Origin of the sequence: Rothia sp. HMSC069C04 (assembly GCF_001812895.1) — a bacterium.
Taxonomy (GTDB): domain Bacteria; phylum Actinomycetota; class Actinomycetes; order Actinomycetales; family Micrococcaceae; genus Rothia.
The window spans coordinates 146002-169003 of record NZ_KV810736.1; the positions used below are offsets into that span (position 1 = coordinate 146002).

Here is a 23002-nt window from a genome sequence, read left to right on the forward strand (position 1 = left end):
TCTTATAGCATGACCTGGATGAACGGCCTGCGCGCCACTTTTGACCTTGAAACCACCGGTGTGGACGTCACCACCGCCCGCATCGTGACTGCTTCCCTGATCCTGCTGGACCCTCAGGGTAATGTGGTGCGCCGTGGCGAGTGGCTGGCTGACCCCGGCGTTGAGATCCCCGCCGGTGCCGCCGCCGTGCACGGTATTACGACTGAGTACGCGCGTGAGCACGGCCGCCCCGCCCGCGAGGTCGTGTGGGAGCTTGCCGGCGCGATTGGTGCACTGAACCTTGACGGTGTGCCGATTATTGCGTTCAATGCCGCCTACGATTTTTCGGTGCTGCACCACGAGATGCTGCGCCACAATATTGCCAACGGTGAGCTGCCGCCGGGTGTGGTGCTCGACCCGTACGTTCTGCATAAGCACGTGATTCCGCGTAAGCGCGGCAAGCGCACCCTTGAGGTCCTTGCCGCCGAGTACGGTGTCTCCCTGGAGAATGCGCACACCTCCGCTGATGATGCCCTGGCGGCGGAGCGTCTGCTGGTGAAGCTCACCGAGCAGTTCCCCGAGGTCCTCAACGTGGATGCATGCCAGCTGCACGAGCAGCAGATTCAGTGGGCGGCGGAGCAGGCGGCGAGCTTCCAGGCGTGGTTGCGTACGCAGCCGGGTAAGGAATCTGAGGTCATTGACGGCCGTTGGCCGGTACGCCGCTAAACCTGCGCCGATAAAACTGCGCCGCTAAACTCGTCCCAGCCTCCCAACATATCTCTCCTTTACTGACGGGCTGACACTATCCCCGCAGGGGCTTCTCCCCTATGCTAGAAGGTAACCGCACCTACACGAATAGCACGTGAATAGCACGACCCGGAAGGCCTCTCATGGATGATCAGCCCCGCACTACCGAGCCGTACCCTGACACTAATACGCGCAGTATCTATCTGGGGTCTACCCGTCTGGCGCATGAGCATTTGGTGGCGCAGTCTCAGGTGGTGCTCCGCCTGGGCCGTATCCTGATGAAGTCGGGTGCGAGCGCGTACCGTATTAAGGCGTCGATGGCGCGTTTGGCGAAGGCTGTGGGGTTGAAGGAGCATCACGCGCAGGTGACCTTCACCGAAATTTCGACCTCTTCGTACACTGACGGTAATTTCCGTACTGAGGTGGCTGAGCAGCGCACGATGGGCATTAACGCTCATAAGCTGGATCAGTTGGGTAAGTTCATTTCTGAGCTTCCTGAAAAGATCACCCCGGCGGAGGCGAATGCTGAGCTGGACCGTATCGATTCGGCGAAGCCTCTGTACACCCGCTGGATGTTGGCGCTGGCGTCGGCGGTGGCTTGTGCCGGGTTCGCGTTCTTGAACCGTGGCGGTCTGGTGGAGTGCACGGTGGTGTTCTTCGCGGCGGGTGCCGGCCAGTTTTTGCGTTCGACCCTGCTCAAGCGCGGGGTGAGCCATTTGGCAACGTGGATGGCGTGCGGCTTCCTGGCGGCGGGCCTGTACATTGCGATTGTTAATGTGCTGGTCGCGGTGGGTTGGATTAGCCCGAACCATATGATTGGTTTCATTTCGTCGGTACTGTTCTTGGTGCCCGGTTTCCCCATGGTGACGGGCATGCTCGATATTTCCCGCATGGACTTTTTGGCGGGTATTTCGCGTCTAACCTATGTGGGTTTGTTGTTGCTGAGTGCGTCGTTTGCGGTGTGGGTTTTGGGTTCGCTCTTCCACCTGCCGTTGGCGGCTCCTGCTCCTCTTAACCTGGATCCGACCCTGTATTTGCTTCTGCAGGTGCTTTCTTCGGGCGTTGCGGCGGCTGGCTTCGCGATGCTTTTTGCCGCATCCCCGGTGGCGTGCGTGTGGGGTGGCGTGATTGCTGCGGTGGCGAACCCCGTCCGTATTCATATGGTTGAGGCTGGTATGCCCGCGCATATGGCAGCGACGATTGCCGTGTTTGGTGTGGGCATTTTGGCTGAGCTTGTGGCGCCGCTGCATCAGCGTAAGTACACGCGTATTTCCCTGTCGGTTCCGGCGGTGGTGACGATGGTTCCGGGTGTTCCGTTCTACCGTTCGATGTCGCATTTTGCTAGCGGTGACATGTACTCGGCGGCGAGCGGTTTCGTGCAGTCCCTGCTGATTTTCATGGCGTTGGGTATGGGCCTGGCGTTTGTGCGTCTGCTCTTTGATAAGAACTGGCTGTTCGATCAGGACACTCAGGTGCTGAACCGTCTGGACACTGACCGGCACCTGCGTTAGCGCGTTGCGCCCCCCTGTTCTTTATTTTTCTCTGTTCCCTAACTTGTTTGTTGTGTTTTATCGTCACCTTTCGGTACGTTCAGGTGCTTGTCACCTGCGGTTCATCTGTAGCGCCTATGATGGTTAGGGTACGGGACGTTAGTAACGTGCGGGCTCTGTCGCCTGCCGTGCGTCGTCCCTTGTAATTCTTTAGTTCGCCGTCTCGTTTGAAAGGCACCGATACGATGACTTCCTCTTCTACTCACCCGCTGCATCATGAAACCAGTGAGAAGCTTTTTGAGCGTTCTCGCGCGGTGATTCCCGGTGGCGTGAATTCCCCGGTGCGCGCCTTCAATTCTGTGGGCGGCACTCCTGCGTTTGCGGCGAAGGCTAAGGGCGCGTACCTGTACGATGCGGACGGCAACGAGTACGTTGACCTGGTCTGCTCGTGGGGTCCGTCGATTCTGGGTCATGCGCATCCGCAGGTGGTTGAGGCGGTTCAGCAGGCGGCTGAGCGCGGCCTGTCGTTTGGTGCGGCGAGCGCGCCGGAGGCTGAGCTGGCTGAGCTGGTGGTCAACCGTATTAACGCGGCGATTCCCGGCGCTATTGATCAGGTGCGTATGGTGTCCACCGGTACTGAGGCGACCATGACTGCGATTCGTCTGGCGCGTGGTGTGACTGGTCGCGACAAGATTATTAAGTTCGCGGGCTGCTACCACGGTCACGTGGATGCGCTGCTTTCCGAGGCTGGTTCGGGTGTGGCGACCCTGGCTCTGCCGGGTTCTGCTGGCGTGACTGCCGCAACCGCCGCGGAGACCATCGTCCTGCCCTATAACGACCTGGACGCTGTGCGTGAGGCGTTCGCGAACCATGAGGGTCAGATTGCCGCAATTATTACTGAGGCGGCGCCCTGCAACATGGGTGTGGTGACCCCCGAGCCCGGTTTCAACCGTGGCCTGCACGAGATTGCTCACGCGAACGGTGCGCTCGTCATTTTTGATGAGGTGCTGACCGGTTTCCGTGTGTCTTCGGCTGGTTACTGGGGTTACGCCGCTCCCGAGGATGGCGGCTGGGTTCCCGATATTTTCACGTTCGGCAAGGTCATTGGTGGCGGTATGCCCATCGCGGCGCTGGCCGGTAAGCGTGAGGTCATGGAGCACCTGGCGCCGGTTGGCCCCGTCTACCAGGCGGGCACCCTCTCCGGTAACCCGCTGTCCGTTGCGGCGGGTATTACGACCCTGACCCTGGCTGATGCCGCCGTCTACGCGCACCTGGATTCGCGCAGCGCCCAGCTGCAGCAGGCTCTGACCGAGGCGTTCAACGCCGCCGGTGTGGACCACTCCATCCAGAGCGCCGGTAACCTCTTCTCGGTCGCGTTCGGCACCTCTCAGGAGGGCGTGCACAACTACGCCGACATCAAGGCGTCGGCAACCAGCCGCTACAACGCGTTCTTCCACTCCATGCTCGAATCCGGCGTGTACCTGCCGCCGAGCGCATTCGAGGCGTGGTTCGTTTCTGCCGCCCACGACGATGAGGCGATGGACCGTATCATCTCGGCTCTTCCGGCTGCCGCAGCTGCTGCCGCATCCGCGTAGGAGTTTGAGAGACGTAAGGAGGTGAGCCGCTCATGGATCTGAGCGCTCTGGGACTGCCTATGGAGCAGCTACGCGACGTGTGGCTGATTGCCTTCATGGTGTACCTGGGCTTGTGCCTGCTGATGGATATCGCCTACCCGGTGCCCATCAAGAAGGAGAAGGCAGCCGAACTGTACCTTGAGGTGTCCGGTTCGCCCGTTGATGAGGCGCGCCGCGCCACCGCGGAACGCACCGCAATGGGTGCACCGCTGAGCTCCTCCCGTAAGGGTAGCGCCACGAAGAAGGCGAAGAAGAAGCTGGATTCCATTGAGGGCGCCGGCGTGTTTAGCGGCTGGTTCCACACGGTCATGTACCTGTGGGGCTGGATTGTGGCAGTCTCTATCTTCACCCTGTACTGGGATATCGTGTATGACGGCGTTGTACTGCCGGCACTGCTTCTGCCGTTCCTCATGGTGTACCTGGGTGCGCGTATTGGCCGCCGTCAGTGGCGTGCAGTTCGCGGATACAGCAAGGACGACCGTGTGCTGGGCATGCCGCGCATCTACTCGGCGACGCTGGGTAAGCTGAGCGCACCGTTCCGTGTGCGCGGCACCGTGCCGGGCGTGGAGCCGATTCGTGACGACCGCACCGCCTACTGGATCCTCGGTGGTATTGCGTTCCTGCTCGCCTCGGTCTTCCTGGTTTCGCTGGCGGGCTGGAGCATCGACGAGGATTGGGAAGCGATCTATATCGGTCACGCATCCTGGTTCTTGCTGGCGGCGTACATTCCGCTGATCATCATGCTGCTGATGTACAACCGCGATTACGTGCTGTACAACCCGGATTCGTTCCAGGCTGGGCGTCTGCTCCTTCCGGCGAAGTCCCGCCCCTACTCTGAGGTTCGCGCGTTCCGCGTGTACCCGAAGAACCCGGACGCTATCAAGCTGAACCCGAAGGACGCGAGCCAGTGGACGCTGGAGATTCTGCTTCCCGGCGGCCGCAAGCACGACTATTCGCTGAATGATCACCAGATTGATTGTTTGGTGGCGCAGATTGCGTTCAATATTGAGCAGGGACGCTGGGCGCAGCTGGATTCGCCGGCGGACCGTGAAATGTTGGCGAAGTACTTCGTGGACGGCCGCGTCATCTGCACGACCATGGGGTACAAGCCTGCCGGTAAGCATGCGGAGGAGGCGGCACGCCGCGCGTCCTTCCAGAAGGCGCAGTACAAGTAAGCGAGTTGCTTTAATACCGCGAGAAGCCACATGTGTTTCGAGAAGCCACGTTTTATGTTGCTTTTCGAAACACATGTGGCTTCTCAGCACCGTAGACACACCATCACCGATCCCCCGTAAAGAGACACCGATAGAGAGGACAATTCATGGACCTTGCAGCCCTGGGCCTGCCCCTGGAGCAGGTGCGCAACGTGTGGCTGGTGGCGTTCTTCATCTACCTGGCGTGCTGCCTGCTGGTGGAGGTCGCCTACCCGACGCTCATTAGCGCCTCGCGAGCGCGCGAAGTCTACACCTCGGTCATGGGTTCCCCCGTCGAGGATGTGAAGGAGGCAATTACAGAGCTCGCGGATGCTGGCACTCACCTCACGTCCGAGCAGGAAGAAGCGGCATTCCGCAGGGCTGAAGCCCAGCTGGAAAGCATCAAAGGCTCAAACGCCATTATGGATTTCGGGCATATCCTCGTGTACGGCTGGGCGTGTGTCATCGTCTATTCGACGTTCGTTCTGTACTGGGATATGGCGTACGACGGAATCCTAATTCCGGGGCTGCTTCTGCCGTTCCTCATGGTATATTGGGCGGCGCGCTGGGGTCGCCGCGGCTGGCGCGTCGCACGCGGTTTCAGCCCCAATGAACGTCATCTGGGCATGCCCGCTATTTACACCAGGACGCTGGGTCGGCTCAGTGCCCCGTTCCGCGGCACGGTTGCCATGCCCAGTAGTGAGCCCATTCAAGTTGATTGGAAGGGGCAGGGAATCTTCCTCTTTGTGGCTCTTCCTGTCGGTGGTTTCTTCCTGCTCTGCTACCTTCATTCGCTCGCGAACACCGAGCTGCTCGAGTATGTACCCACCTACATCGGCAAGACCTCAATAGCGTTTCTTGTTGTCTACGTGTTCGCCATTCCGTACCTGTGGTGTACGGTGCGTTCGTACTACCGGTTCACGCCGACCGTGGTGAAGCGTGGGCGTATTTTCCGTTCGCCCAAGGTCTATCAGTACTCCGATATTGAGCGGTTCAAGGTTTACCCCTGGTACACGGGCGATCCCGAGGATATAGACCCTGATCAGCAGATGCCCAGTGATTGGCGTATTGCCGTCACTTTCTCTAACGGTTCCCTAGAGACTTTTGGCTTCGGGGATTACCGCATCGATTGTTTGGTGGCACATATTGCGTTCAAGCTGGAGCAGGAACGCTGGGCAGATGTGGATTCCCCGGCGGACCGCGAGAAACTGCCCCTGTATTTCGTGGAGGGGCGCGCTATCTGCCTGACGCTGGGCTACAAGCCGGCGAATGAGCTCACGGAAAAGGCGGCGCGTATCGCGTCCTTCCGCGCAGTGGATTAGCGGCTGATTAGCATAAACGGCGAAAAGCCACACACCATCACCGAGACCCGTAGAGAGGACGACTCATGGAGCTAAGCGCTTCCGCACCCCTGGAGGAGATTCCTCCCCGAGCCAGACGAGTCTGGAAAAGAAACCAGTTCTATTTTGAAACCCACTTTGTGCTGTTTCTGGCTTTCTGTGTTTTCTTCTATGCACTCGTTGGCTGGACCATTCTGGGTGTTCGCCCGATGTCTCGCCGTGACGCGTCCATCATGTTGGGGCTTGTCGCCGCTATAACCTTTGCGACTCGCTGGTATTGCAAGAGGCGGTACCTGCTGTTCAACCCCGATTCGTTCTACGTCGGGCGGCTTTTCCTGCCCGCGAAGAAGTACCGTTACACCGATATTGAGGAGTTCTGCGTCTTCCCGAAGAACCCCAAACAGATCAAGCCGACCTTCTACGAGCCCTCGCAATGGCAGATAGAAATCAAGGTGCCGTCCAGAATCCCGCCGAACCTCGCTCAGCGCATGCCGTGGCTGCGCAGGCACATTGTGGCGGTGCACGATGAGCGTGTCGTCTGCCTGACCTCCCAGGTTGCGTTCTACCTGGAGCAGGAACGCTGGGCGGACCTGCGCTCCCCCGCCGACCGCGAGATGCTGGCGGAGTACTTCACCAACGGCAACATTGTGTGCACCTCCCTCGGGTACAAGCCAGTCAGCGAAGAACAAGCATAAACGGCGAAAAGCCACATGCTGTTCGTACAGCATGTGGCTTCTCTCGGTTAAAAACCAAGTTTGTTTGCCAGTTGTATATACAACCAACTAAATGCAAACGTATTAGCTAAATTTAAATAGCTCGAATTGCATTTCCGTCGACGTTTTCAGCCTTCTGACCATTCTCAAAAGAAACGGTGTACTGAGTAGTAAAGAAACCGCTGGTATCAGTCACTACTCCACGCGTACCCTTGGGGACACTGCTGAAGATACCTACAGAAATATCCTGTACAGCGATGACTTCGTCGCCTCGTTGCAAATCTGCCATGATATTGTTCTCCTTTGAAGTTGAGATGCAGTTACATATCGCAACCACATCTGAAGTCTACTATGAACATATCCCCAAGTCAACCATGAATAGCTCGGGGGAAACCAGAGTTACGATAACGCAATTACTATAGAAATACATTTATGCTCCCTAGGCCCCTAAACCTGGTTCTAGTGAGATATCTTCCTCGGAGCCTCCCGCGGAAATGGCCCACGCTTCTCTGCAAAGTGACTAATTCCCCTTAGACCCCACACTTCCTTCCAGAGGTTACGAGTTAGATCTCATCCGCTGACTAGTTCTCTCGTAAGATAAATAATTTTGCATCCAACATCCCCAACGCCGCAAAGCACTCATACTGCAGTAGTCCGCCTACATCTTCATTGCAACAGATTTTTTACATTTTCATCTCATCCGGTTGCACCCTAATACAACCTGAAAATCTTATTATATTTTTCTATTTTTACTCCCAGTTTTAGTCACGGAAAGCGAGAAGCCACATAAGACGTGGCTTTTCGAAACACATGTGGCTTCTCAGCGTCTAACAGGGAGGGGTTAGGCGTCCAGCTCGCGGAGCCAGCCTGCCGCCTCCGTACCGTAATAGGTCAGGATGACGTCCGCACCGGCGCGGTGAATCGAACGCAGCGACTCCAGCACCACAGCCTTACGGTCAATCCAGCCGTTCGCCGCAGCAGCCTCAATCATCGCGTACTCACCCGACACCTGATACGCCGCCACCGGCACCGGCGAAAACTCCGCCACCTCACGCACAATATCCAGGTAACTACCGGCAGGCTTCACCATCACCATATCCGCGCCCTCCTCCAGGTCAGCGCGCACCTCCAGCAGCGACTCGCGGCGGTTCGCCGGATCCTGCTGATAGGTCTTACGGTCACCCGTGAAGCTGGACTCCACCGCGTCACGGAACGGGCCAAAGAACGCCGAAGCGTACTTCGCCGAATACGCCATAATCGACACATCCTCGAAGCCAGCCTCGTCTAGGGCGGCACGCATGGCCGCAATCTGGCCGTCCATCATGCCCGAGGGCGAAACGGTGTGCGCACCCGCGCGAGCCTGCGAAACCGCCATCTTGCAGTACAGCTCCACAGTCTCGTCATTATCCACAACAAGCGTGCCGTGGCCGTTATCAACCAGCACACCGCAGTGGCCGTGGCTCGTGAACTCATCCAGGCAGGTATCAGCCATAACCACCAGGTCATCGCCGAACTCCTCACGGCACACCGCAATCGCACGGTTCAGGATGCCCTGCGGATCCCAGGCGGTCGAACCGACCTCGTCCTTATCCTCATCGCGGGGAATGCCAAACAGGTCAATGCAGCGGATGCCCGCCTCGTACGCCTCACGCACAGCGGGGATGATGCTCTCCAGGGTGTGCTGGTACTGGCCGGGCATGGAACGAATCGGCTGCGGCTCGTCGATGCCGTCGCGAACGAAGAACACCTGAATCAGCTGTGCGGGGCGCAGGGTGGTCTCAGCGACGAGGGAACGCATGGCTGCGGTGGTGCGCAGGCGGCGCGGGCGGCGGGTGAGGTTCATGATCTCTCCTGAAAACTCGATAAAAATATGTGGTCTTAGATGTGTCTTATTGAGGCCTAGATGAGGGATGCGCCTAAATCAGGGATGCGGCGGCGCGCGCCAAATCCTGCGGTGACGGCGAATCGGCCTGCACATAACGCAGGTTCAGGGCGCGGCATGCGGAGGCGGTACTCGCCCCAATCGCCACCACCGGCGGCACGGACTCAGGCGGCACAGATTCAGGCGTTAGCGCGGGGGTGCCGTCCAGTAGAGCGTGCAGGCGGGAGGGGGCGGTCACCACCAGCACATCCGGCGCGGGGTTTTCCTGGGTGGGGCTTTCCGGCGCGGGTGCATCTATGGTGTTCCCCTGCACGAGCGCGCGGGCGGTGCTGAGGCTCAGCTCGCCGGGTGCCACCTGCTCGGCGGGCACCATGTCGTAGAGCACGCAGCGGCGGCTGTCCCAGCCCAGATTTTTGAGGCCTTCGCGCAGGGTCGGGCGGGCGTTGGAGCCTTCCAGAACCAGCACGGCGGTAGCATCTGCTGCAGGCTTTTCGAACTCCGCGAGCATACCGACGGCACTTTGCACCTGCGGCTGAAAATCCGTGCCCAACCCCAGCTGGGTGTGCACGGCGCGGGCGGTTGCCGCACCCACGCAGGCGATGCGCACTCCCCCACTCGCGCAGGCGCGGGCGAACTTGTCACCCCACAGCTCGGCGCAGGCGTGAACCGTGTTGGTGCTCGTGAAACTCACCCACGGATACTGACCGGAGGCGAGCGCCTCCAGCGCGGCGGCGTGGTCTTCGCCGGGCTCGACGGTGCGTGCCTGCTGCAGCGGTGCGAAGAGTACCCGGCACTCCCCCAGCCCGTTCTGTGCGCATTCTTCGGCGAGGGCGCGTTCGAAGGCGGCGCCCTGGATGGCGGAGCGGGTCAGCAGAACCGTGCGCGGGGTTTCAGAAGGCGGGGCATCAACCTGCGGGGCATCAGCCAGCTGAGGTTCAGAACACGAGGCAGACATGATGCCTACTTCAGGTCCAATCCAGCCAGTGCGGCGGCGCCCATCTGCAGCAGGTCTTCTGCCACGCGCACGCCCAGGCGTTCGGCGCCGGGCACATCCAGTTCGGCGGTTGCCGAGGTGTGGCGTAGCATGTCGGTGCCGTCCGGGGAGGCCACCACGACGTTGAGCACCAGGTCGCCCTCAACCACCTGCGCGTAGGCGCCGATGGGGGCGGCGCATCCGGCTTCGAGGCGGCGTAGCAGGGCACGTTCGGCGCTGACGGCGAGGCGGGTTTCGTAGTGGTTTGCGGCGAGCAGGGCGCGGCCCAGGGCACGCATCGGGCGTGCCACCTCGGGGTCGGCGAGCGCGGCGGGGTCCGGGTTTTCGAACTCGCTTTCACGCACTTCCAGGGCGAGCGCACCCTGGCCGGGGGCGGGCAGCATGCGGGTGGGGTCCATGTACTCGGTAATGAGTTCTTCCTTGCCCAGGCGCTTCAGACCAGAGACGGCGAGCACCACAGCGTCGCAGTCGCCGCTACGTTCGGTGCCTACACCGTGGTCGGCTCGTTCGGAAGTTTCGGTGTTCTGGCGAAGCACGACCTGCTTGCCGGCGTGCTCTTCAAGGCCCTTCACGCGCCCGATGCGGGTGCCCACGTTACCGCGAATGTCCACGATTTCAAGGTCGGGGCGCAGGGCGCGCAGCTGGGCGGCGCGGCGGGGTGAGCCGGTGCCCACGCGGGAGCCGGTGGGCAGGGTGTCGAGGGTCAGGCCGTCGCGTGCTACGAGGGCGTCGCGGGGGTCTTCACGCTTGAGGGTTGCGGCGATAACCAGACCGGGGCAGGGTGCGGAGGGCAGGTCCTTGAGGGAGTGTACTGCCATGTCCACGCGGTTTTCTTCAGAGGCGTTCTCCCCGTCGAGCAGACGCTGGCGCAGTGCCGCCGCGAATACGCCGGTGCCGCCCAGGGTTGCCAGGGGTCCGGTGAGCACGTCACCTTCGGTCTTGACGGTGCGCAGGGTGAAGTCCACGACCTCGGCATCTGCGGCGCCGTGGTGTGCCTGGTGTTCGGTGTAGAGGGAGGTGACGATTTCAGCAGCGATACGGCTTTGGGTCAGGGCGAGGGCAGACCCGCGGGTGCCCAAGATGTACTCGTGATGGCTCATATCTCTCCTTATCAGTGATGTGTGTGATAGCCCGTAGGCGCGTACGCTCCGACCCGCCCGCACACCCCAGTCAGGGGGTGTTAGGGCGAGCCGGAGCTACAGGGGTGGTGTTAGTGGGAGCAGCATCCGCCGGAGCCGCATCCACCGGAGCGGCTGGCGGGAGCTTCAGCCGACTCGGCGGTATCAGCACCGGCTGTGTACTCGGCGATGACCGGCTTCGGCGCGCCACGACCGGGCTTGCAACAGCCCGGTTCGCACTCGTCGAACCAGCCGTACTGGCCGCTCGCGCTCGGGGCGAGGACGCTCTCACGTTCGGGGCGCAGGTCGGCTGAAACGCTGTTCTCCACGCGCTCCTCAATGAGGCGGCGCAGCGACTCCACGTACGCCGGATGCGTGCCGGGGGTGGGGGTGCGCACGGCGACCACGCCCAGGCGCTCGCAGGTGTCCAGCGCCTCGGTGTCCAGGTCCCACTTGACTTCCATGTGGTCGGAGACGAAGCCGAGAGGCACCAGCACGACGCCTTCCACAGGGGCTTCGCCATCCTCCGCCGGGTTGGCGGGGGTGGGCAGCGCCTCCAGGGCGTCGTTGACGTCCGGTTCCAGCCACGGCATGGACGGCGGGCCGGAACGGGACTGGTACACCAGCTCCCATTCGACGTTCTGCAGAAGCTGCGGGGCCTCATCGTGAACCAGCGAAAGCACGGCGCGAGCGACCTGCAGGTGCTTCTCCACGTAGGCGGAGCCGCCCTCGTAGTTCACGCCGCGCGGGCCTGCCTCATTCGCCGCGGAGGTCGGCACCGAGTGGGTGCAGAACATAATCCGCAGGCGCGGGTTCAGCGAACCGCTATCGCGTGCGGCGAGCTGCTCACGCACCGTGGCGAGGCCATCCTTCAGCCCGTCAGCGAAAGCGCGGGAGAAGCCGGGCACGTCAAAGAACTGACGGATCTTGCCCACGTGCACGCGACCTTCCAGGCCGAGCTGCTCAATCGCCATGCCGTAGTCCTCACGGTACTGGCGGCAGCTCGAGTAGCCCGGGTAGGCGCTGGTCGCCAGCACGAGCACGTTGCGGTGGCCGTTCTCGTAGGCTTCGGCGAGCACGTCCTTCACGTAGGGCTTCCAGTTGCGGTTCGCCCAGGTAATCGGGATGTGCGGGCCGCGTTCAGCGAGCGCCTGCTGCAGTGCGGCGAGCAGGGCACGGTTCTGCTCGTTAATCGGCGAGATGCCGCCGTTGGCGCGGTAGTGGGTGGCGACCTCTTCGAGGCGCTCATCCGGGATGCCGCGGCCAGCGGTCACGTTGCGCAGGAACGGGATGACGTCCTCCTGCCCCTCGGGGCCACCGAAGGAGGACAGGATCACCAGGTCGTAGGGGCGCACCTCTTCGGCACGTTCACGGGTGATGCTACGTTCGCTTCGGTAGTCGCCGAGGGTCTGCTCGTTGAGCGCGGCGGGGCCGTTGGAGGCGGTGTTCGCCGGGTCGGTGCGGTTGGGTACCACATCGTCCGGCAGGAGCGTGCCGTTGAGGGTTACGCCGTTGTGCGGCTGATGGCTCACGCCAGAACCTCTGCTACTTCGTCTGCGCCGATGCGGCGGCCGGTGTAGAAGGGGGTTTCCTCACGTACGTGCAGGCGTGCTTCGGTGTTGCGGAAGTGGCGCATCATGTCGACGAGGTCAACGAGCTGGGGTGCTTCGAGGGCGAGGACCCACTCGTAGTCGTTCATGCCGAAGGTTGCGACGGTGTTTGCCAGAACCTGCGGGAAGTCGATTGCCTTCATGCCGTGGTTCTTGAGCATTTCTGCGCGGCGTTCGGGGTTCATGTAGTACCAGTCGTAGGAGCGTACGAAGGGGTAGACGCAGACCCATGCTTCGGGTGCCTTGCCGCGTGCGTAGGCGGGTGCGTGGTTGCGGGTGAACTCTGCTTCGCGGTGTACGCCCATAGTGGACCAGACGATGGTGGTGCCTGCGAAGAGTGCGGTGCGGCGGATCTTGCGGACTGCTGCCTGCAGCTTTTCGGGGGTTGCACCGTGGGTCCAGATCATGACGTCTGCGTTGTCGCGCATTGCGGAGACGTCGTAGATGCCGCGCAGGGTCACACCCTCGGCGGCCAGCTGCTCGGCGACCTTCTCGAATTCGGCGCGAGCCTCGTCGGTGTTGGACTCTGCGGGGCGTGCGCCGGAGCGTGCGAACACAGTGTACAGGGCGTAGTGCAGGGTTTCGCCTTCTTCGCGGCCGCGGCGGTTCTCGTCAGCTGCGGAGTGCTGGACTGCGTAGCCCTTGGGTGCGCCGCCGTAGCCGTGGCCTGCGTGGGTGTAGCCGCCCTGACCTGCGCCGTGTGCGCCGCCGTGGCCGTGTGCTGCGTGATCGTGAGACATTGTGTGTTCCTTTCTTCAGCGAGGGTTCGCTGTGCTGGAGGCGCGGCTTCCGTAGCTGCGCGTTTTCTCAATTTTTTGGTCTAGTTACTGGCTGAGCTTCTGCCGCCGCTGCGCCGTCTACTTGGCGGTTGCGGCCTTGGGTGCGGTGACGCCTTCCCAGTCCTGTGCCGCGTGGTAGATGAGGCGGTCGATCTGTTCGTAGGTGTCTTTGACGGTTAAGACCAGGCCGGAGCCTGCCGCCCAGGAGCCGACGGTGCTGAGGGTTCCGAGTTCGCTGGCGCGTTCGCGGAATTCCTTGACTCGGTCGCGGTGGCCGGGGGTGGAGGCGGGTAGTACACCGCGCCAGCGTACGACGTCCGCGTCAACGAGGTTGTTGTGGGTGAGGGCTACGTCCATCATGCGGCTTGCGTCGCGCAGGGCGAGGGTGATGAGCTGCTCGTCTGCGAGGGCGACTTCGGAGAAGCGGGAGTCTTCGCCACCTCGGCCGTAGGACAGGCGTACCACGTGGCGTCCGGGGCCTGCGGCGTCGGCGACCCACTGCCATTTGGCGGTGGCGTGGGTGAGTGCCTTGGCGCGTACGGCGGTGGCTTCTTCGGAGACGAGCAGGCCGGTACCGCGGGGGTGCTTGTCCAGGGCGGGGGCATCAACGACGAGGGTGACGAGGGCGACTTCGGGGCCGGGTTCCATGGCGGGTAGGGCGGTGGAGACGTGCGGGCCGATGAGTCGTGCCACGGTCGGGCCGTCGGTGGCGAGCACCAGGTAGTCGGCGTAGAGGGGGGTGTTTTCGCCGTCGGTGGTGTGGCGCTGGATGATGAACCACTGGCCGGTGGATTCGTCGCGGTCAACGGCGATGACGTCGAATCCGGTGACGATGCGAACGCCAGCGGCGTAGAGGTCTTCGACGAGGCGTTCAGACAGCTGGTTCATGCCGCCCACGATACCGGCGACCTGTGAGCCTGCGGGGGCTGCCGAACGGAAAGCGTGCGCTGCGGCGGAGAGGGAGCGGTGCTTGCGGAAGGCTTCGCGCAGACCGGGGATGGTCGCATCGACGTCGAGCTTGTCGGGGTGGGTAGAGTACACGCCGGAGACTACGGGTGCGACGAGGTTGTCGAGCACCTGCTGACCCATGCGGATGCGCACGAGCTCACCGAGGGTCTTCGCGTTCTCGCCTGCGGAGACGGGCAGGAACTTGTCCACCTGGGCGCGGCGCAGACCGTTCTTACCGATGACGGGGATCAGCGACTTATCGTTCACGTTGCCGGGGATGCCCATGATGCCGGTGCTGGGGGTGCGACGGGCGCCCTGCGGCAGGTACAGCCAGGAGCCGTAGGAGTTGGGGGTGACGATCTGGTCGCCCAGGCCGAGTTCCTTGACGAGGTCGCTGACAATGGGGCTGCGGGTTGCGAAGGATTCTGCGCCGGAGTCCAGCAGAAGGCCGCCAACTTCGTGGGCACCAACGGCACCGCCAAGGTGGTGACGCTGTTCGAGCAGGGTGACGCGCATACCGGCTGCGGCGAGGCGGCGTGCGGAGATCAGGCCGGAGGGGCCGCCGCCGATGACGATGGCGGTGGGTGCCTTCTCGTTGCGGGTGAAAGCTCGTGCGTTCTGGGGCGCGGCGGAGGAACTGACCTGTGCGGTGCGGTGCGGTGCCTGGTTGGTGTGGCCCATGGTGGTTCTCCTTTGGTCTGCGTGCAGTGGAGTTGCCCATTGCGGTAACGGGTGTGGTGGTTGGTTCGGGGTGCAGATGTTCGGTGCAGATGCCGGAGGGTGCCAGGCATCTGCGCCGTCTATTTATCGCTATTTATCCTATGCCTGCGCGGTGCGTTCGTGGATATATGCCACGAGGTCGGTGAGCACCTGCGGGTCGGTGGTCGGGGGTACGCCGTGGCCGAGGTTGACCACGTGCGAGGGGGCGGCGTTGCCTTCTGCGAGCACTTCGTCTACGTGTGCGTAGAGGTTTTCGCTGCCTGCGGCGAGCAGTGCCGGGTCGATGTTGCCCTGCAGGGGTACGGCGCCGTTGAGCAGGGTATTCGCTGCGGACAGCGGCAGGCGGTAGTCCACGCCGATGACGTCTGCGCCGGCTTCGTGCATGGCGGGCAGCAGGGCGGTGGTGCCGGTGCCGAAGTGGATGCGCGGCACGCCGTATTCGCGCACCATATCGAGGGCGGTTGCGGAGTGCGCCTGCACGTAGCGGCGGTAGTCGCTTTCGCCGAGGGAACCAGCCCAGGAGTCGAAGAGCTGCACGGCGGATGCGCCCGCCTCGATCTGCGCGCGGAGGAACTGGCCTGCGGTGCGGGCTGCCCAGGCGGCGAGTTCGTGCCAGGCGGCGGGGTCGGCGTGCATCATGGTGCGCGGGCGCAGGTGGTCGCGGGAGGGGCCGCCTTCGACCATGTAGGCGGCGACGGTGAAGGGGGCTCCGGCGAAGCCGATGAGCGGGGTGTCGCCGAGCATTTCTACGGTTGCGGCGACGGCTTCGCGGATGGGGTCGAGGTCGCTGTCTTTGAGTTCGGGCAGGGCGCGCACCTCGTCGAGGGTGCGTACGGGCTGGTCGAGTACGGGGCCCTTACCGGGCACGATGTCGACGTTGACGCCCGCGAGCTTCATGGGGATGACGATGTCGGAGAAGAAGATGCCGGCGTCGACCTTGTGGCGGCGGACGGGCTGCACGGTGATTTCTGCGGCGAGGTCGGGGGTGAGGCATGCGTCCAGCATGGGGATGCCTTCGCGTACCTGGCGGTATTCGGGCAGGGAGCGGCCTGCCTGGCGCATGAACCAGACGGGTCGGTGGCTGGAGGGGCGGCCGGTGAGGGCGCGGAGCATGGGCGAGTCGGCGGTGGTGCCTGCGCGCAGGGGGTGGTTGGCGGGTAGGTGTGCGAGCTGCTCGTCGGTGAGCAGGGGTCGCTGGGCGTCGGTGGGGTGTGCGGGCAGGGCGGGTGCCTGTGCGGTGCCCTGTGCCGACGCGGGGCCCTTTTCCGATGCGGGGGTGGTGTGCTGGTTTTCGCTCATAGTCTCTAGTGTGACAGGTTTATGTGGGCGTTTTTGCGACACTATGTCATGGTGACTCTTACCTAATGATGGCTTTCTTAGCAGTGAGGGACACCTTAGTTCGTGCCTACTCTTCGTGCCCGCATCCCCCACCGCGCAGATTTTCTTGCCCCCTACGATGATGGAACTTAGGTTCTATGAGCTTTACAGGGGCTTAGTCGGCGTGGTTATGATTAGTCTCTAGTGAGTACTTATGCATTTGTGGCATCGCACCACACCGTTGATTTGACCACCGTCGCTGCGTTGAGCGCCGGTGCCTCTGGCGTACCCGATGTTCTGGCGGCGGATATCGCACGTCAACTCGGTGTTAAGGGTGCAGTAGTTCTTGCCACCTGTAACCGTCTTGAAATGTATGTTCAGCTGCACGTCTCTGCGCATGTGCACATGGTTCGTGAGCTGATTGTTGATTCGATTGCGCAAACCTCCGGCCTGGACAAGGAACTGGTCAATACCAGTTTCGACGTGTACGCAGACGAGGAAGCGGCACGCCACCTGCTGACGGTCGCCTCCGGCCTGGAATCTGCCGTGGTCGGCGAGCGCGAAATCACCGGTCAGGTACGCCGCGCGCTGGCCGCCGCGCAGGCGAAGGCACAAGAGGACGGCGTACCCCTTCCCGGTGAGCTGGTTCAGCTATTTGAACATGCGGCGCATACGGCTCGTCAGGTGGGTCAGCATACGGCGCTTGGTGCCCAGGGCCGCTCGATTGTGTCTGTTGCCCTGGATCTTGCGGATGAGGTTGCCGAGAAGGACTGGTCGACCCGACGCGCCCTGATTTTTGGTACGGGTGCTTACGCGGGCGCGACCATTGCGGCTCTGCGTGAGCGCGGTTGCACCGATATTTGGGTCAATTCCCGTTCGGGTCGTGCCGCCGAATTCGCGGCAAAGCGCGAAGTTTCTGCGGTGCCGGTGGACGGCATGGAACAGGCCATGGCTTCTGCCGACGTCATTATTGGCTGCTCCGGCGGATCCGACCCGCTGCTTCCCGAGCAGATTCCGGGCGGTCACCACACGATTCTTGACCTTGCTCTTTCACGTGACTTTGATCCGTCGGTCGCTGACCTGCCGAATGTTGAGCTGATTACGCTCGAGTCGGTGCGCCTTGCCGCCCCCGAGGAGACCGAGGAATCCGTGGCGACGGCTACGCGCATTGTGGAGTCTGAGCTGGCGGCGTTTGTGTCTCGTCAGCGTTCCCGCACGATTGACTCCGCGATTGTTGCCCTGCGCTCGCACACGCTGGATGTACTGGATTCCGAGCTGGAGAAGGTACGTAACCAGTTTGGTTGCGGTGCGGCGACGGAGCAGTTTGAGCTGGCGATGCGCCGCATGGTGAAGTCTCTTCTGCACACCCCGACGGTGCGCGCCAAGAAGCTGGCGTCGGAGGGCCGCGCAGAGGATTACGTGCAGGCGCTGGAGACCCTCTACGGCATTCAGGTGGAGGAGTCCTAGAGGAGCCTCAGTGCTCTCCCTCCCCTGTCCTGCTCTGTTTAAGGCTACTTTCGCGCCTGTTTCTGCGCATCCGGCGGCGAGTATTTTATTAGCCCCCGGCGAAGTACCGCCCGTTCACGGTGCCGATGGGCGCATTCACGCTAGAGTAGATGCTAGATAAGACAGTTCCCATACCCGGCGCACGTTTGGTTGCGCCGGACTATTCTGCGAGGAGACTCATGGAAATCAAGATTGGCATTCGCCACATTGCTCGTGAAATCGTTGTTGAGACCAGTGAGGCTAAGGAAATCCTCATGGAGAAGGTCTCGAAGGCTATTGAGGATGGCTCGCTGCTGCAGATTATGGATGATAAGGGCAACACCACCCTGATTTCTGGCGCTCAGATTGGCTACGTCGAGCTGGGTTCCGACGCTAAGCGTCACGTTGGTTTCGGTATCGGCGCCTAATTTCGGCGGCTGAACCCCCTTTAGCTTTAGCCCCCCCCCCCCGCATCCGTCACGATGCGTAACCGCGCTTTATGCGCTGTGCGTGCGCTTTATGCGTCACGTGGTTACGCCGTGCCGAATGCGGGGGTTTGCGTTTTAAACCGCCCTCGCAAAAACCTCGCGGCACCCGGTTTTGGGGCGGTATATCGCCCATCACGGGCGCACACCACAACCGGTCGGGGGTGCGCCGGAAGCAAATCCGGGTTAATATTGAGGGGTTAAGTGAATGACCGGTCGTACCCCTTTCAAGACCCCGAGGCTGCACCGCCTTCTCATCATGAATGAACCATGAGTAATAACCATGCGTGCAGGCGGCGTCTCGGTAAGAATTTCCCGTGTAAGAATTTCCCGCGGCCGGCTTTCGACGCCCGCCCGTCACCGCCTCCACCATTGAGGCGCTGACTGGTACACCCCCGTTTCGGGGAGAAACACACCCCGAGCAGGGGTAGAAAGATACGGTCCAGTGACTGAAACGAACACGCAGGAAACCACTCAGACTGCAAAGTCCTTCGCCGACTTCGGCGTTCGCCAGGATATTAGCGACGCCCTCGCGGCGGTTGGCATTACCTCCCCCTTCCCCATCCAGGAGCTGACTCTTCCCGTGGCTCTGTCTGGCCAGGACATCATTGGTCAGGCAAAGACCGGTACCGGTAAGACCCTCGGCTTCGGTCTGCCCACCATTCAGCGTGTGGTCGGCCGCGACGATGAGGGTTGGGCTGATTTGGAGTACCCCGGCGCACCTCAGGCGCTGATTCTGGTTCCGACCCGTGAGCTTGCTATTCAGGTGGGCGAGGACCTGGCGATTGCCGCGAAGCTGCGCAACGCCCGCGTCGCCACCCTGTACGGTGGTGTGCCGATTGAGCCTCAGGCTGAGCTGCTACGCCGCGGTCTGGAGGTTGCGGTGGGCACCCCCGGCCGCATTATCGACCTGTACCAGCAGGGCTTCCTGAACCTGAAGCAGGTTAAGATCGTGGTCCTCGATGAGGCTGACGAGATGCTGGATTTGGGTTTCCAGCCGTCGGTTGAGAAGATCCTCAGTTACCTGCCGGAGGACCGCCAGAGCATGCTGTTCTCCGCAACCATGCCCGGCCCGGTCATTGCGATGGCACGCCAGTACATGACCAAGCCCATGCGCATTAGCGCCGCTGACCCCGAGGACGCCTCGAAGACTAAGGCGTCGATCCGTCAGGTCGTCTACCGTGCGCACCACCTGGACAAGGACGAGATGATTGGCCGCATTCTGCGCGCTACCGGCCGCGGCCGCACCGTCATCTTCACCAAGACCAAGCGTGACGCTGCCCGCGTAGCGGAGGAGCTGGTGAACCGTGGCTTCGCTGCCGCTCCCCTGCACGGTGACCTGAACCAGGTTGCGCGTGAGCAGGCGCTGAAGGCGTTCCGCACCGGCAAGGTCGACATTCTGGTTGCGACCGACGTGGCGGCTCGCGGTATTGACGTTGAAGACGTGACCCACGTGATTAACCACCGCGTGCCCGAGGATGAGAAGACTTACCTGCACCGTACCGGCCGTACCGGTCGTGCCGGCAATGAGGGTACCGCTGTGACCCTGGTTGACTGGGATGACCTGCCGCGCTGGAAGGTCATTAACGACGCCCTGGAGCTGGGTGTTCCTGAGCCTGTTGAGACGTACTCTTCCTCTGAGCACCTGTTCTACGATCTGAACATTCCGGCTGGCACTAAGGGCCGCCTGCCGCGCGAGGAGCGCGTGGCTGAGGGCATGGGCGACGAGTTCTTTGAGAGCGCCCGCGACTCGCGTGATGGCCGTCCGGCTCGTTCTCGCGGTGGCCGCGACGGTTCCCGTGAGGGTGGCCGTAATGGCGAGAAGGGTTCGCGCCGTTCTCGCGGTGGTCGTGACGGTGGCCGCGAGGGTCGTTCTGGTGAGGGCCGCGGCGAGCGCCGTAGCCGTTCCGAGGGCCGCAAGCGCACTGAGCGTTCTTCCGAGCGTAACGAGCAGGCCGCATCCGAGCGTACCGAACGTTCTGCTGAGCGTTCTGAGCGTGCACCTCGTCAGCGTCGCCGTACCCGCCGTGTTGAGGGCCAGCCCGTGGAGGGTGAGGGCCGCCGTACCCGCCGCCGCTCTGAAGGCTCGCGTGCTGAAGGTTCTCGTTCTGAGGGTTCTCGCGGTAAGGGCCGTGGCGCTGACCGTGCTGGTTCTGAAGGCTAGGGCCGGGGTTGGGTATTTCAGCATCCCCGGCGCCTGCCGCGCCCTCCCCTGCCGCTGAGTCGCCCCGCACGGATTCGACGGTTTTCGATCCGCAGGGCCCCTCGCTGCTGGTACAGGCAGATAACCTGGAGTATCTGCGTGAGCTGCCCGACGGTGCGTTCACCGTGATTTACATTGACCCGCCGTTCAATACGGGTAAGAAGCAGACGCGCCGCACGTTGAGCGCGGAAGCTTCTGAGAAGGGTGACCGCACCGGTTTTAAGGGCAAGAGCTATTCGAGCACCCTGCAGACTCTGGCGAGCTATAACGACTCATTCGAGGATTATTGGGCGTTCCTAGCGCCGCGTATTGAGCAGGCGCATCGTCTGCTCGCGCAGGACGGCACCCTGTACCTGCACCTGGATTGGCGTGAGGTTCATTATGTGAAGATTATGTGCGACATGATTTTTGGTCGTGAGAACTTCATTAATGAGCTGATTTGGGCTTACGACTACGGTGCGAAGTCTACGCGCCGCTGGCCGACGAAGCACGACAATATTTTGGTGTACGCGAAGGATCACCGCAGCTATTACTTCAATACTACGGAGGTTGATCGTGAACCGTATATGGCTCCCGGTTTGGTGACTGAGGAGAAGGCTTCTCGCGGTAAGCTCCCTACAGATGTGTGGTGGCATACTATTGTGTCGCCTACGGGTAAGGAGAAGACGGGGTATCCCACGCAGAAGCCTACGGGTTTGTTGCGTCGTATGATTGCGGCGAGTTCCCGCCCGGGTGATTGGGTGTTGGATTTCTTCGCTGGTTCTGGTTCTACGGGTGCGGCGGCGGCTCAGCTGGGCCGTAAGTTCGTGTGTGTGGATCAGAATCCGCCGGCTATTGAGGTGATGGCTAAGCGCCTGGGCGTTGATCCGGTGTCGTTCGCTGAGTATCGTGGTGTTCCGCGTGGGGCGAGTGTGTTGTTCACGCCGAAGCGTACGGTGGGTGTTCGTGGCGGTACGAGTCGTGATGCGTTGACGGCAGCGAGCCGTCATGCGTTGAAGGCTGTGTTGGATACGCTCACGGAGACTACGCAGCCGGTTGAGGGCGCGTCGTGCCGGTTTGTGCGTCACCGGTCGATGGATGCGGTGGATAAGAAGATGCGTATTGATGGTCGTGATGAGTTGCGTCGTCAGCGTCAGCATCAGGCGCGGGCTAAGGCTCGTGCGGCGCGTGCGGCTGCTCAGCTGGATGCGGCGGCTGCGGGTGCGGTGTTGCAGCATCATGCGTCGCGTGAGAGCGTCTAGGCGGTCTTGTCTGCGCGTTCATAAGAGCACGTGTTAAGAGTGTGGGGCGGATTCCCAATAAGGAACCCGCCCCACACTCTTTCGTCTTACTACTGAGAAGCCAGCTGCTCGCGGATGCGAGCCACCGTCACCGCATCCGTCGTGTTCTCACCCAGCAGGTTCGGCTTGCCCGCACCGTGATAATCGCTCGACCCCGTCACCAGCACCTCACGGCCCGCCGCACGCTGACGCTCAATGAACTCCAGCAGACGCGCGCGGTCCTCCGGAGAGTTCTCGCGGTGATACACCTCCACACCCGCCAGGCCAGCATCCACCATCAAACCCAGGTACTCCAGGCTCAATGCGGGCCCACGCATCGTACTCATCGGGTGCGCAATCACCGGCACGCCCCCAGCCTCACGCACCAGACGCACCGCCTCCAGCGGGTCCAGCGCATCCTGCGGCACATAGTAGGGGCTGCCCGTGTACAGCAGCTTCGCGAAAGCCTCAGAACGATCAGCAACCACACCGGCAGCAACCAGCGCATCAGCAATATGGGGGCGGCCCACCGCCGTGTTCCCCTCCCCCACCTGCGCCAACACGTCATCCCAGGTCAGCGGGTAGTCAGCGGCAAGACGGCCCACAATAGCCTGCGCACGGCCCTCACGGCTGGCACGAATCGCCTCCACACGGCACGCCAACTCCGAACCCACCGAATCAAAACCATAAGCGAGCAGATGAATAGTCTTCGTGCGTGCGCGGCCCTCACCGTCGGTGTACCGATAACGGCAGGAGAACTCGGCACCCGGCAGAAAATCCAGACCGTGCTCATCCGCCAGCTGAGCCGCCTGCGCCCAACCAGCCGTCGTATCGTGATCAGTCAGCGCAAACCCAGCCAACCCGGCGCGAGCAATCAGCGGCACCAGCTCGGTCAGACTCTGCGTGCCGTCAGAAATAGCGGAGTGAATATGCAAATCGTAACGCCCGGCACGGTTCAGATTTTCAGGCGCACCCGATTCAGCGGGCTGCAGTGCCTGCTGCGCATTAGGTGCACTATTTCGGTGTTCTGTCTGCGTCATATTCTCTCCTTCCCCGCCCCTGCTAGTTCGTCGCCACCTCAGCGGGGTTTTAAGGTATGTCATCTA

19 protein-coding genes are annotated in these 23002 nt (G+C 62.0%); 10 read left to right on the top strand and 9 right to left on the bottom strand.

Features of this window, described 5'->3' with window-relative positions; translation table 11 throughout:
• The first annotated feature begins 9 nt into the window (after nucleotides 1–9).
• From HMPREF2879_RS03235 to HMPREF2879_RS03260, 6 genes are all read left to right on the top strand, one after another.
• On the top strand, nucleotides 10–705 hold the full coding sequence (locus HMPREF2879_RS03235; RefSeq protein WP_070634808.1) for a 3'-5' exonuclease: 696 nt from the start codon (nucleotides 10–12) through the stop codon (nucleotides 703–705).
• A 164-nt stretch (nucleotides 706–869) separates the two neighbouring features.
• A complete protein-coding gene (locus tag HMPREF2879_RS03240) occupies nucleotides 870–2237 on the top strand; it encodes a threonine/serine exporter family protein (RefSeq protein WP_049362532.1) in 1368 nt (455 codons plus the stop codon).
• A gap of 224 nt (nucleotides 2238–2461) precedes the next feature.
• Nucleotides 2462–3811 carry a glutamate-1-semialdehyde 2,1-aminomutase gene (gene hemL, locus HMPREF2879_RS03245; protein WP_049327651.1) on the top strand — a complete coding sequence of 450 codons (1350 nt, stop codon included), beginning with the start codon at nucleotides 2462–2464 and terminating at the stop codon, nucleotides 3809–3811.
• A 32-nt stretch (nucleotides 3812–3843) separates the two neighbouring features.
• Entirely contained in the window at nucleotides 3844–5025 is a 1182-nt protein-coding gene (locus tag HMPREF2879_RS03250; RefSeq protein WP_070634809.1) for a sugar dehydrogenase, read from the top strand.
• Nucleotides 5026–5171: 146 nt separating this feature from the next.
• Complete coding sequence (locus HMPREF2879_RS03255) at nucleotides 5172–6365, top strand: carboxylate transporter (protein ID WP_070541623.1); 1194 nt, start codon at nucleotides 5172–5174, stop codon at nucleotides 6363–6365.
• A gap of 65 nt (nucleotides 6366–6430) precedes the next feature.
• Nucleotides 6431–7078 carry a hypothetical protein gene (locus tag HMPREF2879_RS03260; RefSeq protein WP_246822898.1) on the top strand — a complete coding sequence of 216 codons (648 nt, stop codon included), beginning with the start codon at nucleotides 6431–6433 and terminating at the stop codon, nucleotides 7076–7078.
• A 112-nt stretch (nucleotides 7079–7190) separates the two neighbouring features.
• Here the strand turns inward: HMPREF2879_RS03260 and HMPREF2879_RS03265 are convergent, their stop codons facing one another.
• From HMPREF2879_RS03265 to hemE, 8 genes are all read right to left on the bottom strand, one after another.
• Nucleotides 7191–7385, bottom strand: a complete 195-nt coding sequence (locus tag HMPREF2879_RS03265) for a hypothetical protein (RefSeq protein WP_070541620.1) — start codon at nucleotides 7383–7385, stop codon at nucleotides 7191–7193.
• A 552-nt stretch (nucleotides 7386–7937) separates the two neighbouring features.
• Nucleotides 7938–8939 (bottom strand): porphobilinogen synthase, encoded by a 1002-nt coding sequence (gene hemB, locus HMPREF2879_RS03270; protein ID WP_070634810.1) that lies wholly within the window; start codon nucleotides 8937–8939, stop codon nucleotides 7938–7940.
• 73 nt (nucleotides 8940–9012) lie between these two features.
• Complete coding sequence (locus HMPREF2879_RS03275) at nucleotides 9013–9933, bottom strand: uroporphyrinogen-III synthase (RefSeq protein WP_083309626.1); 921 nt, start codon at nucleotides 9931–9933, stop codon at nucleotides 9013–9015.
• 5 nt (nucleotides 9934–9938) lie between these two features.
• Entirely contained in the window at nucleotides 9939–11072 is a 1134-nt protein-coding gene (locus HMPREF2879_RS03280) for a hydroxymethylbilane synthase (RefSeq protein WP_070634811.1), read from the bottom strand.
• Between the two features lie 110 nt (nucleotides 11073–11182).
• Nucleotides 11183–12622, bottom strand: a complete 1440-nt coding sequence (locus tag HMPREF2879_RS03285; RefSeq protein WP_070634812.1) for a ferrochelatase — start codon at nucleotides 12620–12622, stop codon at nucleotides 11183–11185.
• Nucleotides 12619–13440, bottom strand: coding sequence for a hydrogen peroxide-dependent heme synthase (hemQ, locus tag HMPREF2879_RS03290; protein WP_070634813.1), 822 nt, complete (start codon nucleotides 13438–13440; stop codon nucleotides 12619–12621). The genes HMPREF2879_RS03285 and hemQ overlap by 4 nt, the downstream gene beginning before the upstream one ends.
• 117 nt (nucleotides 13441–13557) lie before the next feature.
• The gene (gene hemG / locus HMPREF2879_RS03295) at nucleotides 13558–15108 is read right to left on the bottom strand and encodes a protoporphyrinogen oxidase (RefSeq protein WP_070634814.1); all 1551 of its coding nucleotides are present in this window, start codon (nucleotides 15106–15108) and stop codon (nucleotides 13558–13560) included.
• A gap of 138 nt (nucleotides 15109–15246) precedes the next feature.
• On the bottom strand, nucleotides 15247–16446 hold the full coding sequence (hemE, locus tag HMPREF2879_RS03300; protein ID WP_070634815.1) for a uroporphyrinogen decarboxylase: 1200 nt from the start codon (nucleotides 16444–16446) through the stop codon (nucleotides 15247–15249).
• 222 nt (nucleotides 16447–16668) lie between these two features.
• Between hemE and HMPREF2879_RS03305 the strand changes: the two genes are divergently transcribed.
• The 4 genes from HMPREF2879_RS03305 (at nucleotide 16669) to HMPREF2879_RS03320 (ending at nucleotide 21878) form a co-directional block, all read left to right on the top strand.
• Nucleotides 16669–17931 carry a glutamyl-tRNA reductase gene (locus tag HMPREF2879_RS03305; RefSeq protein ID WP_070634816.1) on the top strand — a complete coding sequence of 421 codons (1263 nt, stop codon included), beginning with the start codon at nucleotides 16669–16671 and terminating at the stop codon, nucleotides 17929–17931.
• Nucleotides 17932–18149: 218 nt separating this feature from the next.
• The gene (locus tag HMPREF2879_RS03310) at nucleotides 18150–18377 is read left to right on the top strand and encodes a DUF3107 domain-containing protein (RefSeq protein WP_005505268.1); all 228 of its coding nucleotides are present in this window, start codon (nucleotides 18150–18152) and stop codon (nucleotides 18375–18377) included.
• A 502-nt stretch (nucleotides 18378–18879) separates the two neighbouring features.
• A complete protein-coding gene (locus HMPREF2879_RS03315; RefSeq protein WP_070634817.1) occupies nucleotides 18880–20598 on the top strand; it encodes a DEAD/DEAH box helicase in 1719 nt (572 codons plus the stop codon).
• An 8-nt stretch (nucleotides 20599–20606) separates the two neighbouring features.
• The gene (locus tag HMPREF2879_RS03320) at nucleotides 20607–21878 is read left to right on the top strand and encodes a DNA-methyltransferase (RefSeq protein ID WP_070634818.1); all 1272 of its coding nucleotides are present in this window, start codon (nucleotides 20607–20609) and stop codon (nucleotides 21876–21878) included.
• 89 nt (nucleotides 21879–21967) lie between these two features.
• On the opposite strand, the gene HMPREF2879_RS03325 is transcribed toward HMPREF2879_RS03320, so the two are convergent.
• Nucleotides 21968–22936 carry a PHP domain-containing protein gene (locus HMPREF2879_RS03325; RefSeq protein WP_083309628.1) on the bottom strand — a complete coding sequence of 323 codons (969 nt, stop codon included), beginning with the start codon at nucleotides 22934–22936 and terminating at the stop codon, nucleotides 21968–21970.
• Nucleotides 22937–23002 lie beyond the last annotated feature (66 nt).

Coding starts and splice junctions, on each gene's coding strand:
- HMPREF2879_RS03235 (WP_070634808.1), top strand. CDS start 10: ATGACCTGGATGAACGGCCTGCGCGCCACTTTTGACCTTGAAACCACC.
- HMPREF2879_RS03240 (WP_049362532.1), top strand. CDS start 870: ATGGATGATCAGCCCCGCACTACCGAGCCGTACCCTGACACTAATACG.
- hemL (WP_049327651.1), top strand. CDS start 2,462: ATGACTTCCTCTTCTACTCACCCGCTGCATCATGAAACCAGTGAGAAG.
- HMPREF2879_RS03250 (WP_070634809.1), top strand. CDS start 3,844: ATGGATCTGAGCGCTCTGGGACTGCCTATGGAGCAGCTACGCGACGTG.
- HMPREF2879_RS03255 (WP_070541623.1), top strand. CDS start 5,172: ATGGACCTTGCAGCCCTGGGCCTGCCCCTGGAGCAGGTGCGCAACGTG.
- HMPREF2879_RS03260 (WP_246822898.1), top strand. CDS start 6,431: ATGGAGCTAAGCGCTTCCGCACCCCTGGAGGAGATTCCTCCCCGAGCC.
- HMPREF2879_RS03265 (WP_070541620.1), bottom strand. CDS start 7,385: ATGGCAGATTTGCAACGAGGCGACGAAGTCATCGCTGTACAGGATATT.
- hemB (WP_070634810.1), bottom strand. CDS start 8,939: ATGAACCTCACCCGCCGCCCGCGCCGCCTGCGCACCACCGCAGCCATG.
- HMPREF2879_RS03275 (WP_083309626.1), bottom strand. CDS start 9,933: ATGTCTGCCTCGTGTTCTGAACCTCAGCTGGCTGATGCCCCGCAGGTT.
- HMPREF2879_RS03280 (WP_070634811.1), bottom strand. CDS start 11,072: ATGAGCCATCACGAGTACATCTTGGGCACCCGCGGGTCTGCCCTCGCC.
- hemQ (WP_070634813.1), bottom strand. CDS start 13,440: ATGTCTCACGATCACGCAGCACACGGCCACGGCGGCGCACACGGCGCA.
- hemG (WP_070634814.1), bottom strand. CDS start 15,108: ATGGGCCACACCAACCAGGCACCGCACCGCACCGCACAGGTCAGTTCC.
- hemE (WP_070634815.1), bottom strand. CDS start 16,446: ATGAGCGAAAACCAGCACACCACCCCCGCATCGGAAAAGGGCCCCGCG.
- HMPREF2879_RS03310 (WP_005505268.1), top strand. CDS start 18,150: ATGGAAATCAAGATTGGCATTCGCCACATTGCTCGTGAAATCGTTGTT.
- HMPREF2879_RS03325 (WP_083309628.1), bottom strand. CDS start 22,936: ATGACGCAGACAGAACACCGAAATAGTGCACCTAATGCGCAGCAGGCA.